Origin of the sequence: Streptomyces sp. NPDC058691 (assembly GCF_042714775.1) — a bacterium.
In the GTDB taxonomy this organism is placed as follows: domain Bacteria; phylum Actinomycetota; class Actinomycetes; order Streptomycetales; family Streptomycetaceae; genus Actinacidiphila.
Window position 1 is genome coordinate 143,600 of the sequence record NZ_JBHXSO010000013.1, and the last position, 13,335, is coordinate 156,934.

8 protein-coding genes are annotated in these 13,335 nt (G+C 70.5%); 5 read left to right on the forward strand and 3 right to left on the reverse strand.

Annotated elements, in window-relative coordinates; all coding sequences use genetic code 11:
• Positions 1-377: 377 nt before the first annotated feature.
• Positions 378-1,025, reverse strand: coding sequence for a TetR/AcrR family transcriptional regulator (locus ACFWVC_RS12125; protein WP_384282844.1), 648 nt, complete (start codon positions 1,023-1,025; stop codon positions 378-380).
• A gap of 65 nt (positions 1,026-1,090) precedes the next feature.
• Here ACFWVC_RS12125 and ACFWVC_RS12130 point away from each other — a divergent pair, with 65 nt between their 5' ends.
• Positions 1,091-2,746 (forward strand): FAD-binding oxidoreductase, encoded by a 1,656-nt coding sequence (locus ACFWVC_RS12130; protein WP_384282846.1) that lies wholly within the window; start codon positions 1,091-1,093, stop codon positions 2,744-2,746.
• A gap of 233 nt (positions 2,747-2,979) precedes the next feature.
• Here the strand turns inward: ACFWVC_RS12130 and tnpA are convergent, their stop codons facing one another.
• Complete coding sequence (gene tnpA / locus ACFWVC_RS12135) at positions 2,980-3,396, reverse strand: IS200/IS605 family transposase (protein WP_384282850.1); 417 nt, start codon at positions 3,394-3,396, stop codon at positions 2,980-2,982.
• Between the two features lie 25 nt (positions 3,397-3,421).
• Between tnpA and ACFWVC_RS12140 the strand changes: the two genes are divergently transcribed.
• Positions 3,422-4,630: an RNA-guided endonuclease InsQ/TnpB family protein gene (locus tag ACFWVC_RS12140; RefSeq protein ID WP_384282855.1), complete on the forward strand. Its 1,209-nt coding sequence runs from the start codon at positions 3,422-3,424 to the stop codon at positions 4,628-4,630.
• Between the two features lie 37 nt (positions 4,631-4,667).
• On the forward strand, positions 4,668-4,835 hold the full coding sequence (locus ACFWVC_RS12145) for a hypothetical protein (RefSeq protein WP_384282859.1): 168 nt from the start codon (positions 4,668-4,670) through the stop codon (positions 4,833-4,835).
• 161 nt (positions 4,836-4,996) lie between these two features.
• Here the strand turns inward: ACFWVC_RS12145 and ACFWVC_RS12150 are convergent, their stop codons facing one another.
• Complete coding sequence (locus tag ACFWVC_RS12150) at positions 4,997-7,585, reverse strand: ADP-ribosylglycohydrolase family protein (protein ID WP_384282861.1); 2,589 nt, start codon at positions 7,583-7,585, stop codon at positions 4,997-4,999.
• Between the two features lie 495 nt (positions 7,586-8,080).
• Between ACFWVC_RS12150 and ACFWVC_RS12155 the strand changes: the two genes are divergently transcribed.
• Positions 8,081-11,962 (forward strand): metallophosphoesterase, encoded by a 3,882-nt coding sequence (locus tag ACFWVC_RS12155; protein WP_384282868.1) that lies wholly within the window; start codon positions 8,081-8,083, stop codon positions 11,960-11,962.
• Between the two features lie 116 nt (positions 11,963-12,078).
• A complete protein-coding gene (locus ACFWVC_RS12160; RefSeq protein WP_384282873.1) occupies positions 12,079-13,239 on the forward strand; it encodes a HupE/UreJ family protein in 1,161 nt (386 codons plus the stop codon).
• The last annotated feature ends 96 nt before the right edge of the window (positions 13,240-13,335 follow it).

Genomic DNA, 13,335 nt, shown 5'->3' on the forward strand with positions numbered 1-13,335 from the left:
CCATGGTCCTTCGACACCCCGGTCCAGGGCGACCGGAAGCACCGCAGCGTGGTCGAGTCCCCCTGGCACAGGGACGTGGACTCCCGTTGGTCGGCCATTGCCCGGCAGGTGCCGAGCGGGGTCCGCGCGGGGTCCGCGCGGTGAAGAGGTCGGGGCCGACGACTGCTCGGTCCGCGCTGCCGGATTGGCGAGCGTGACATGGCGTCGGACGATGACACGGGACGCCTCCTGCCCCCGGGGAATGGCTCGTCCGCGGGCCGGTGACCCGTCACCGAACCGAGCCACACACCGAATCCGGTGAGGACCAGCGTCCCGGCACACGCCAGCAACACCGCGGCCCGTTTTTCAGTTCGGCCGGGCGGGCGATTTTCCGTTCTTCAAGGTCGGCCCGCCGTGGCCGGTGCGGCAGTCCGCGGATACAGCACCGCGAAGATCCGTTCGAAGCGTGCCGTCATGTCGTCGGCGCTCTGCTCGGGGTGGTGGCGCCACCAGGCGACCGCGGCGCTCACGGTCCCGTACCACAGGTGCGTGGCGAGGTCGGTGTCGAGCGCCTCGCCCGCCTCCGGGGAGCCGAGGAACTCGGCTACGCCGACCGCTCCGAGGCGGTTCAGCTCCTGTCGGTAGACGGCAGCCGCCGCATGGAGGGGCCCGTCGGCCGGCAGCGTCGTGTCATAGACGAGAGCCCAGTCGTCGACACGGGACTCCAGCCTCCGGAAGATGGCCTCGAGGGTGCGAGCGGCACGCGTGATGTCGGACGGCCCCTCCTGCGCCGCGGCGACGGCTTCAACGAGGCGAGATCCGGCGTACTCCAGGCACGTCAGGTAGAGGCCGTCCTTGGAACCGAAGTACTCGTAGATCATGGGCTTGCTGATTCCGGCACGCGCTGCCACCGCGGCGGTCGACCCGCGTGTGTAGCCCTTGGCGCCGAACTCGTGTGCCGCCGCGTCCAGGATCAGCCTCTCCCGGTCGGCGCGGGGCATCCCCTTGGTCCCGACCGTGCGGACGACCTTCTCCTGCTTGTCCATGGTCCCATCCTATGCCAAAGTGACCGGCGGGTAATTTACTCGGCGTTCAGATCGGGGGTGCGGCATTGGGCAGTAAGACGCGGTCGTGGTGGGGATGGGGAAACGTCGAGGACGCGGTGACGGGCGCGGAGCGTGCGGAGATCACCCGGCGTACCGCGGAGCTGCTCCCGGGCGCCGACCTGACGGTGCACGAGGCCCCGCCGATCGAATCGTTCGGAGTGCGGGCGAGCCGCGTCCAGGCGCCGCCGGCTCTGGCGTCGATCGCGTCCGCCGATGTGCGCGACCGGCTCGCGCACAGCCACGGGCAGGCGTTCCGCGATGTCGTGAGGGCGCTGCTGGGGCGCCTGCCCCACGTGCCCGACCTCGTAGTGCGCCCGACCTCCGAGGCACAGGTCGTCGATCTCCTGGACTGGTGCAGTGACGCCAACATAGCGGCCATTCCCTTCGGCGGTGGTTCCTCGGTGGTGGGAGGCGTCGAACCGAGGGTGGGCGACGCCTACGCCGGGGTGGTCAGCTTGGATATGGGCGCGATGGACCAGGTCCTGGAGATCGACCGCACCAGCCGGGCCGCGCTCGTCCAGGCCGGGGTCTTCGGCCCGCGCCTGGAGGACGAGTTGCGGCCCCACGGCTACAGCTTGAGGTTCTTCCCCCAGTCGTTCGAGTTCTCCACCCTCGGCGGCTGGCTGGCCACCCGCGCAGGCGGCCACTTCGCAACGAACCTCACTCACATCGACGACCTCACCGAATCGATGCGGGTCATCGCTCCCAGCGGGGTCCTCGAGTCCCGCCGTCTCCCCGGCTCGGGAGCCGGACCGTCCCCCGACCGGATGTTCCTCGGCTCGGAGGGAGCGCTCGGCGTCATCACCCAAGCCTGGGTCCGCCTCCAGGACCGGCCGCGGTGGCGTGCGGGAGCCTCGGTGGGCTTCGCCGACCACGACGCGGGCGTGCGCGCGGTGCGCGCCCTGTCGCAGTCCGGCCTGAACCCCGCCAACTGCCGCCTCCTGGACCCCATGGAGGCGTTCATCAACGCCGGCGCCCCGACCGCCGTCCTGGTACTCGGCTTCGAATCCGCCGACCACCCCGTCAACGCCTCGATGGGACGCGCGCTGGACCTGTGCAGGGACCACGGCGGCACCCTGGCCGAGGAACCGCGCTACGCCGACACCGCGGAGCAGGACGCACGGACCGGGGCCGCCGACACCTGGCGCAACTCCTTCTTGCGCATGCCCTACCAGCGGGACGCTCTCGCCGCCCAGGGCATGATCGTGGAGACGTTCGAGACGGCCTGCACATGGGACCGGTTCGACACCCTGCGCGCCGCGGTCAACGCCGCTGCCCAGGACGCCATGCGCCAGGTCGGCGCAGAGGGCGTCGTGACCTGCCGCTTCACCCACGTGTACCCCGATGGTCCGGCCCCGTACTTCGGTGTCTACGCCGCAGGGAAGTGGGGGAGGACGGTCGAGCAGTGGGACGAGATCAAGCAGGCGGTCTCTGAGGCGCTGATCAGCGGCGGGGCGACCATCACCCATCACCACGCGGTGGGGCGTGACCACCGCCCGTGGTACGACCGCCAGCGCCCCGACTTGTTCGCCGCCGCCCTGCAGGCCGGCAAGACGGTCCTCGACCCGGCCGGAATCCTCAACCCCGGCGTTGTCATCGATCCATCGGGTTCCAGCCGCGACGCGCACGGCACACGTGCCTGCAACGCGCCCGGCAGATGATCGTCGCGCCGCCGTCGGTTCCGCGGACACCACCCGGTAGGCGTCCCCGTTGTTTCCGTCTTGGGGGTTGAAGCGCCGGCGGTGGCGGCAGCGGATGAAGGCCCTCGCACACGTCCTCGCGGCTACCCGGTCTACTCGCAGTGCACCGGGCTTCAGCCCGGTGGTGAAGCGAATCTGAGAACTGCTCTGACCTCAGCCGTGGGCACGGAACTGCACTGTTCACCTCGGCCCGGTCAGAGCGGCCGGTTTTGCTGCTCGATGTACTGCTTCACGATGCTGAGCGGCGCACCGCCGACCGACCCGGCGAAGTACGAGCCGGACCACAGGCGCTGTGCCCGCCAGTAGTGGCGGACGAGGTCGGGGAACTCCTGGCGGAGCCTGCGCGAGGACACGCCCTTGAGGGAGTTCACCAGCCGGGACACGGCGACCTTCGGCGGGAAGTTCACCAGCAGGTGGACGTGGTTTGCCTCGCCGTTGAACTCCACCAGCTCGGCCTCGAAGTCCTCGCACACGGCCCGCATGATCTCCTCGCACCGCGTCAAGTGCCGGTCGGCGAACACCTTGTGCCGGTACTTCGTCACAAAAACCAAGTGGACGTGCATGCGGAAGACACAGTGACGGCCTGTGCGAACGTTCTCATCGAGAGCCATAAACCAACTGTCTATCATTATCCTCGTGCAGCTTCGGTACAGCTTCCGCATGTATCCGAGTGCCGGTCAGCGCAGCGCGTTGGCGAAGGCGTTCGGGTGTGCGCGGGTGGTCTACAACGACGCCCTCCGGGCCCGGGAGACCGCCCGCAGCGAAGGCCTGCCGTTCCCGAAGACCGGCGACCTGTCGAAGGCGCTCATCACCGAGGCGAAGAACACCCCGGAGCGCGCCTGGCTCGGCGAGGTCTCGGCGGTCGTCCTTCAGCAGTCCCTCCGGGACCTGGACACGGCGTACCGGAACTTCTTCGACGGCCTGAAGGGCAAGCGCCCGCGCACGGGCGCGCCCCGGTACAAGTCCCGCAGGGACACCCGGCAGTCCGTCCGGTTCACCGCGAACGCCCGCTGGTCGATCACACCGGGACAGAAGCTGCGCCTGCCGAAGATCGGCGACCTCAAAGTCAAGTGGTCCCGCTCCCTACCGTCCACGCCGTCCACGGTGACGGTGGTCAAGGACTCGGCGGACCGGTACTTCGCGAGCTTCGTCATCGAGACCGGCCCGGAGGAAGCCCTGCCCAAGGTCGCGCCCGAGGTGGGCATCGATCTCGGTCTCGGGCACTTCGCGGTCCTCTCGGACGGGACGAAGGTCGATTCCCCGCGCTTCCTGCACCGGGCCGAGAAACGCCTCAAGAAGGCCCAACGGGATCTCTCCCGCAAGGAGAAGGGCTCCAGCAACCGGAACAAGGCCCGGATCAAGGTCGCCCGCGCTCACGCGAAGGTGGCCGACGCGCGCCGCGAGTTCCACCACCAGCTCTCCACACAGCTGATCCGCGAAAACCAAGCGGTCGCCGTGGAGGACCTGGCGGTGAAAGGACTCGCCCGCACGCGCCTGGCCAAGTCCGTCCACGACGCCGGATGGTCGGCGTTCGTGAACATGCTGGAGTACAAGGCCGCCAGGTACGGGCGCACCTTCGTGAAGATCGGCCGGTTCGAGCCGACCTCCCAGGTGTGCTCACGCTGCGGCGTCAAGGACGGCCCCAAGCCCCTCAGCGTCCGCGAGTGGACCTGCGGAGCGTGCGGCGCTGTCCTGGACAGGGACATCAACGCGGCGGTCAACGTCGCCAAGGCCGCCGGACTGGCGGTATCAGCCTGTGGAGCGCAGGTAAGACCGGGACTCGTCCCGGCACCGCGCAGCGAAGCAGGAACCCACTCGACACCGCAGCCTTCAACGGCGCGGTAGGCGGGAATCTCCCCCCTTCAGGGGGGAAAGGATGTCAATGCCTTCAACCTCGTTCGCCTCGATGCCCGGTGAGCTGGACATCGGCGTGCTGAAGCTCCTCGGAGCCGCCGACATCGCCGAGCCCACCCGGGCCATCCGCGACGAACCCGAACGAGCACTCCCGATCCTGGGCATCATCAACGATCCGGACACTTGCGGAACTTGATCAAGCCCTGCCCTCCTGTCGGACCTCTCATCGGCGTCTCCGACAGCACCCCGCGGGCCCGGTGCCCCCCCAGGTCATCCGTTCGGCAGAGGGAACGGCCATGCCGGGCCCGTGGGCCGGCGGCCCCATTGCAGTACCGAGAAGAACCTGACGGGGGCAGTTCACCAGCCGGGGTAACGCCCCTGCCAGTGCTCGTCCCAGCCGCCGGGGTACTCGCTGCCGCCGGGCGCGTCGGCGAGCTGGGCCAGGAGGTCGCGGGCCAGGGTGTCGAGGACCCAGGCCAGTTCGTGGCGGCTGACCAGGTCGACAGGCAGGGCCTCCGCGCCGTGCGCCGCTCCGAGCAGCGCGCCGGCCACGCAGGCGACCGAGTCGCCGTCCGGCGCCCCGGCGGCGAAGCGCAGGGCATCACCCACCTGCTCCCGTGCCGGGAACGATGCGGCGACGTACACGCCGCCCAGCAGGGCCGAGGGCGCGGTGGCGTCCGGTGCGAGCTGCGCGAGCCGCCGGGCGTTGGCGCGGTGGTCGACGGCCTCCTGGAGTGCCGCGTCGAGCCGGCCCAGTTCCCTGGCGGCCGGGCCGCGGTCTGCGGCGCGAAGCGCCTTGAGACCTTCCCCGAGGGCCTGTTGCACCTGCGTGCCTGTCAGGCAGTGGCCGGCCAGTACCGCCGCATGGGCCGCTGCGGAGTGCGCGGCTGGGTCGCCGTGCGTGAGGGCGGCGATTTCACGCGCCCACGTGCCTGCGAGCTCGGGGCCTTGCGCGGCGCCGAGCACCGCGAGGGGGAGGGTACGGGTCAGGGCGTGGCAGCCGCGGCTGGTCGTCGTCGGCCTCTCCACGGTCCCCTGCTCGATCTTGGCCAGGGCGGCCACGGTCGCGGGCGCCGAGCCGCGGCGTTCGGCCAGGACGGGTACCTGCGCGAGCCAGCCGTCGGGCCACACCTCTTCGCCCGACTCCCAGCGCTTGGCCTCCAGACCCTGCAGCGCGGCCCATCGGCAATACGCGTGCCACACCACCGACGGCGGGTGGCAGATGCCCTTCTCGGCGCCGCGTACGAGGGCGCGGATCGTACCCTCGGCGGTGAAGCACGCCAGTTGCGTGCTGACCCCGGCCCGCAGCGAGCCCTCGGCCGGCAGCTTGCTCCCGGCGCGTCCCAGCGTGTCACCCACCGCCAGGCCGAGCATCAGCCCGCGCACCCGGGACACGGCGACCTTCGCCTTCACGGATTCCTGGCTCTCGCTGGCGGCCGCCCCCGCGGTCAGCTCGTGGACCGCGTCCTGGAGTTCGGGGTGTGCGTGCAGGTGCCAGCCGCCCGTGAGCGTGCGGCGCAGGTCCCGCAGGGCGGTCTCCGCGTCGATGCCCTGGGACAGGTGGCTGTAGACCGCCGCGACGGCCGGTGTGCGGCTCTGGCCGGCGAAGCAGTGGAGCAGGACGCGCTTGCCCTCCTGGCGCAGGCGCAGCACCTGGCGGGCGGCCTGGTCGACGGCGTAGTGGAGGTTGGCGTTCGAGCCGTCGCTGTCCACCAGCCAGACGCGGACGTGCTCGATGTCGGTGCCGGGCAGCAGCGGAGCCGTGCCGATACGGCACAACGAGACCACGGCGTCGACGCCGACCGGCTCGGCACCCTGGGCCAGGGCCAGGTTGCCCAGGATCACCCCGGGGTCGTGCGGGTGGGGGATCGCGAAGGCGGTGTGGCTGCCGGGCGGCATGTGCGGCGACGAGGGCCAGCCGAGCTTGTCGTCGCTCCCGCCCCGGGCGGTGAGCACCGCCAGCCGGACCAGGTCGGGCGCGGCGAGGTCCGGCCAGCCGTTGACGGCGAGTTGCCATTCCAGCGGGATGCCGGAGCAGCCCCAGCGTGCGCCGAGCAGGGCGCCCGCGATCGCCGCGACGGTGTCGGTGTCCGTCCCGGCGCGGACCGCCGCCTCCAGGGCCAGTTGCAGGTGCTGGGCGGGGAAGCGGCGCTCGGCCAGGTTCAGTTCGGGCACGTCGGTGCGGGTGATGGCCGACCAGGCGGCCTGTAGCGCGTGGACGACCCAGCCGTTGTTCTGGAAGTGGTGCGGCGGGTTGGCCTCCGCCTCGTCCAGCCGCTTCGCCCAGGCCTCCCGGCGCTCGGCGGGCAGTAGGTCCAGGCCCTCGCGCACGCCGTCGAAGGTCCCGTGCAGCACCGCGGTGCGGATGCCGGAGCACCACAGCACGCAGGCGTCTGCGCAGTCGGGGTCCGGGTGGGTGAGCGCGCTGACGGCGACGGCGGCCTCCGCCATGGCGGCCGCGTCGCCGAGGTGGGCGAGGGCGACGATTCCGGTCCGCATCAACGAGCCGTTCCCCGCGCTGCGGACGTTGCCGGCGGTGTACTCCTGGGCGGCCTCCCGCATCGCCGTGCCCGCCGACCCGGGTGCGTGGGCGGCGATGCCCAGGATCACGCTGGTCTGGTTGCCGACGTCGCTGGCGCCGTCGCTCAGCCAGTGCAGGAAGTTGGCGGCGATCGCGTCCAGGGCCTCAGGGCTGCGCAGGTCCGCTCCGGTCGCCGCCACCCGGGCGATGCAGACCTGCATCTGGGTGTCGTCGGAGTACTCACCGGGTTCGTACGGGCCCAGGCCGCCGCCGATCATCCGGGGCTGCTGGTCCTCGCTCAGCGTCGCCTTGAACTCGTACGGCACACCCAGCGCGTCGCCCGCGGCCGCGCCGAGCAGCACCCCGGCGGCCCGGTCGGAGGCCCGCGCGTCCAGGTGGGGGTTCGATATCGGGGCGTGGGCCACGGGTGTCCTCCAGATGATCCGGCGGTGCGCGTGAGACGGGCCGAGCTGAGCGTGTCGGGGTGAGCGCCGTCCTGGTCGAGTGCGACCGGTCCGGGGCGGCCCCGGCGGACTGCCGGTCAAAGGGTCTCCGGCGTGATGCTGCGTCAGCCTCGCACGGCGGATCACTTATCGTCAAGGGGACGTTATGGGTGCTCGCGACACGCTCAAAGTGTGCGTGAACGCCCACCTTTGAGCACCGCACCCCTGCCCGCCCTGAGCGGAGCATTCCGCTGGTTGTTTACCTCTGCTTTAACTCCGTTCATTTACGCCGCCCAAGATCCGCCATGGGCATGTCGTGGGTCTTTCCCGGCGTGCCCTTTACCTTGCATCGATCAGGAGGGGCAGTTCGTGAAGCGGCCAACAGAGTGGCGCAGACAGCCAGGTGGCGGATCCGGGGGATCCGGCGGATCAGGCGGGCGGCGGCTCCTCGGGGCGGCCCTTGCCGCGTTGCTGCTCGTGAGCGGGAACCTCACCGCGGCGTACGCCGCCGAGACCGGATCGGCCGAGCGGAGCGCCTCCGCCGACACCCCCAGCCTGCCGGCCCTCACTCCCGCCGACGGCGCGTACCTGGAGGGCACCCAGAAGGTCGTGGCCACGCCCACGGCGGCCGGGGACTCCATCCGGCGGATCACCGTCGACGGCAAGGCGATCGACGCCGAGCCGACGATCGGGGTGTCCCGGCTCAGCTTCGACGTCGGCACGAACTCCACCGAGGCCCGCTACCACAACTACGTGCTGGTCAACGGTGACTACCGGACCGACATCGGCGACCTCGTCAACCAGCGCGGCACCATCGAGATCCCGAACCAGCACCTGCACAAGGGCGAGAACACGATCGAGTTCTTCGCCGGCACGGTCGACAGCTCCTGCGGCACCAACTACGACGACTTCGTGCTCTCCGACATCGGTCTCGACCTGCTCGGCGAGGTCGCGGACGGCGAGGAGAACGAGTACACGTACTCCTTCGGCGACGGCAGTTGCGGCAGCAACACCACGCTGCTGACCAAGGCCGCGCTCAGCTTCTTCGTCCTGGGCGACCCGCAGGGCACCACCGGCCTGTCCGCCGGTCTGGACACCACGAAGCTGTCCAACGGCGAGCACGTCATCGGCGCGCGCACGACCTCCGGCGAGTCCGTCAAGAACACGGTGACGGTCAACAACGCCCCGGCGGGCGCTCCCGGGCTGCTGCCCAAGGACGGCACGCTGGTCAAGGGCCGCCAGCCCGTCTTCGCGAACTTCCCCGCGGGCGCCGAGGGCGACACCGCGGCCCTGACCGTGGACGGCAAGGAGCCCGTCACCGCCGCGAACCTCGGCAACGGCGCGGCGACGTTCTCCTTCGACGTCGGCTCGAACTCGATCGACGACAAGTACGACAACTACCTGCTCGTCAACGGCAAGCGCATCGACCTGGGCGGCACCTGGGTGAGCCAGCGGGTCGACATCGCGGTCCCGGCGCGTTTCCTGGTGCCCGGTGACAACACGATCACGGTGGTCACCAGCCCGTTCAAGGAGACCTGCGGCAACAACCGCGACGACTTCGACATCTCGCGGCTCGCGCTGACCCTCGACGGCGGCACCGTCACCGGACACGGCATCGCGGACTCCTACGCCATGGGTGACGGCAGCTGCGGCAACACCACCACGCGGCTGCGCGAGGCGGAGCTGCACTGGACGATCGACGCCCCGGCCGTGCACGTCACGCCGACCCTCGGCTCCGGCAACGCCACCCTCGGCTTCACCGTGGGCACCAACTCCATCGAGGCCCGCTACCAGAACCACGTGCTGGTGAACGGTCAGAAGCACGTGCTCGACGGCGACTTCGTCAGCCAGCGCGTTAACCTGCCCCTCCCCAACGAGTGGCTGGTCCCCGGCTGGAACACGATCGACTTCGTCACCGGCACCTTCCCGACGTCCTGCGGTGACAACCGCGACGACTTCGCGATCTCCGACATCACCCTCACCCTGGCGAACGGCACCGCCGCCGGCCGCATGCTCAAGGGCTCGTACGGCCTCGGCGACGGCAACTGCGGCGACAACGTCAACCCGCTGACCGAGATCGACCTCGAGTTCTTCGTCGACGGGCCCGCCCAGGGCCTGCGCGCCGACCTCGACACCGCGCGGATCGCCGACGGCAAGCACACCCTGGCCGCGACGTCCAAGACCGGCAAGACCGCGACCCGCGCGCTGGTCACCGACAACTCCGCGCCCAAGGTGGTCTCCAGCGTTCCCGCCGCCGGGCAGAAGCTCACCGCCTCGGTCGTGCTCGACGTCCGCGTCGAGGACATGTCCGCCGTCGTGACCGGCCCGGTCGTCACCCTCGACGGCAAGGCGGTCCAGCTCGGCGCCCCGGTGGGCCCCGGCATGTCCGCCGGTGAGCACACGCTGGCGGTGTCCGCCACCGACGGTGTCGGCAACAGTGCCACCCGCGAGGTGAAGTTCACCTCCGCCGGCATCCCCGACGTCCCCGCCGACCTGAGCCCGAAGTCCGGCACCACCGACGCGGGCGGCAGCGTCCAGCTGTCGGCGAAGGTCGCGGAGCCCGACGGCGGCGAGGTCAGCGCGACGTTCTCCGAGACCGAGATCGTCACGCCCGACCACGTCTACCAGGGCACCTCCGCCGCCGTGCCCACCACGCTCAAGGTCGACGGCGAGGAGAAGCTGAAGGCCACCGGCATCGAGCCCGCCGACGGCAGGACGATCGACGCGCCGGCCGCCGACGCCGTCAGCTACCAGCGGTTCGACGTCAAGGTGAAGAGCCTCGTCGACGCGCCGGTGCTGCGCTGGGAGGGGACCATCGACCCAGAGCGGCTCGCCGCGCTGCGCGTGTGGAACTCCGCGACGGAGAAGTGGGACGTGCTGACCAGCGCCCGCGGCGCGGTCAAGGGCAACACCGTGCTGACCGCCGTCGTCGACCGCCGTTACGTCGACGGGACCAAGGTCCACGCCATGGTGACCGGCGAGGACCCCTTCGCCGACGACATCGACGCCGGTGACCCGAACACCTTCGCCGACCCCGACTCGTACGACTTCTCGATCGTCCACTACACCGACACGCAGTACCTCTCCGAGGGCGCGGTGGAGCAGGAGACGCCCGAGGAGCGCGCGGTCTGGGAGAAGGCGTACGGCGACGTCTCCCGCTGGATCGCCGACAACAAGGACAAGCGCAAGATCGCGTACGTCGCCCACACCGGCGACCTGATCGAGAACAACATCCGCAAGCCCGCCGACGAGGCCACCCAGCGCCAGGTCACCGGTGAGCTGGAGGTGTCCTCGAAGCAGCAGAAGATCCTGGACGACGCCGGCGTGCCCAACGGCGTCATCGCGGGCAACCACGACAACCAGTCGGGCACCGAGAACGGCCCCGGCGCGATCTACAACAAGTACTACGGCCCCGACCGCTACCAGGCCCTGTCCGAGGGCTGGGAGCACGCCGAGTACGGCGGCCCCTGGCGCGAGGGCGACAACCAGAACCACTACGACCTGTTCTCCGCCGGCGGCCTGGACTTCGTCGTGGTCGGCCTGTCCTACGGGGTGACGCGCGAGGAGGCCGAATGGGCCGACTCGGTCTTCAAGCGCTTCCCCGACCGCAACGGCATCCTGCTCTCGCACGACTACCTCGCGCCGAGCAGCAACCCGAACGGCCGCGGCGCCCCGTTCTCCGCGCCCGACGGCTCGATGCTCTACAAGAAGGTGGTCCAGGACAACCCGAACGTGTTCCTGATCCTCGCCGGTCACGAGCACGGCGTCGGCACCAACATCAAGCCCCGAGTCGGCAAGGTCGCGCACGACGTCGTCGAGCTGCTGGCGGACTACCAGTTCTACACGGTGTCCGCGGACCGGCTCGGGCTCACCGAGATCGGCGGCTACAAGCCCGACGACCAGCTGCAGTTCGGCGCGAGCTTCTTCCGGATGCTCCAGTTCGACGTCAAGCGCTCCCAGTTGACCGTCGACACCTACTCGCCGCTGCTCGACGAGTTCGGCGCCACCGAGTACGACACCAACCACCGGTACGACGGCACCGAGGACAACATGGTGCTGCCGATCGACCTCAGCAGCCGCAAGACGACCTTCAGGACCGACTCGCTGGCGCTCTACAACCCCGTGAGCGTCATCGGCGAGGCCAAGGCCGCCTCCGGCCAGGTCGCCTCGGTGACCTGGCGGGACCTGGAGCCGGACACGACCCACGCGTGGCTCGTGACGGCGCGCTCCACCGGCGGCGGGGTCACCACCTCCGAGCCGAGCGTCTTCGTGACCAAGGACGCGCAGGGCCGGGCGGGTTCCTGGGGACCGGAGGCGTCCGCGTACCCGTGGTTCACGCCGTCCGCCGTCCGCAGGTGACCTACTGACCGGCTGACGGGTCACCCGTACCCACGCCCGCCGTCCCGGACCACATCGGTCCGGGACGGCGGGCGCGCCGCCTTCCACCCCGTACGACTACGAGAACCGAGATCCCCATGCGTTCCGCCGCTCCGCGCCCGCCCGCCGCACTGCTCACCCTCCTCGCGGCGCTCCTGACCGTGCTCGCCGCCGGCCTCGCGAGCGCCTCCCCGGCCGCCGCGCACGACGCGACCACGACGGCGTACGTCGATGTGACCGGCACCGGAACCCGCGTCGAGGCGGAACTCGACCTCGAGTACGACCTGCTCATGAAGTCGGCCTGGCTGTACGAGGAGGCGTACGGGGCGAAGGACCGCGCCGAGCAGCTGCGTCAGTTGAAGACCAACGCCAAGGCCGTGAACGAGTACGTCACCGGGCGCTTCGCGCTCGCCCACGACGGCACGGCCTGCGCGCCCCGCCCGGCCGGGGACGCGGACGTCCACACCCGCGGCACCAGGCCCTTCGCCGTCCTCACCCTTGCCTACGACTGCCCGGCCGGCGCGGACGGCGCGGACGGCGCCTACACGATCTCCAGCGCTCTGTTCCCGGACGCCGAGAGCTTCGTGCACAGCACGGAGACGATCGTCCACTACGACATCGACGGGCAGCGCGGCTCCCAGGTGCTGACCGCCGCCGAACCGACCCTGAAGACCGGCGGACCCCACCAATCCCGCCACCAGATCACCGAGTTCTTCCTGCTCGGCATGGAACACCTGCTGTTCGGCCTGGACCACATCCTCTTCCTGCTCTCGCTGCTCATAGGCGCCCGCAGCCTGCGCGACGTGCTCCTCGCGGCGACCGCCTTCACCGCCGCGCACAGCGTCACCTTCCTGCTGGCGGCCATGGGCGTGGTCACGGTGCCCGCGGCCGTGGTGGAACCGGTGATCGCGGCCTCCATCGCCGTCATGGCGTGCGCCGGCATCTTCCTCCGCGACCGGGAGAGCACCGGGCGCTGGCGGCTGCCGGTCGTCTTTCTCTTCGGCCTCGTCCACGGCCTGGGCTTCGCGGGAGCGCTCGGCATCGACGAGAGCTGGTCGTGGGAGCTGCTGTTGTCGCTGCTGAGCTTCAACGTCGGTATCGAGGCGGTGCAGTTGGGCATCATCGTGGTCGTGTTCCCGCTGCTGGTGCTGCTGCGCAGGACCCCCGCGCATCGCTGGGTCCTGCCCGCGATGACCGCGCCCATCGTGATCGTCAGCCTCTACTGGTTCTGGGACCGGGTGACCGCCGTCCCGTCGTGAACGTGAGCGTATATACGCGAACGCACGCGAACGGCCGCCGGCGCCATGCCGGCGGCCGGTCGCGGACGTGGTGTGACAGGTCATCGGCGCCCCAAG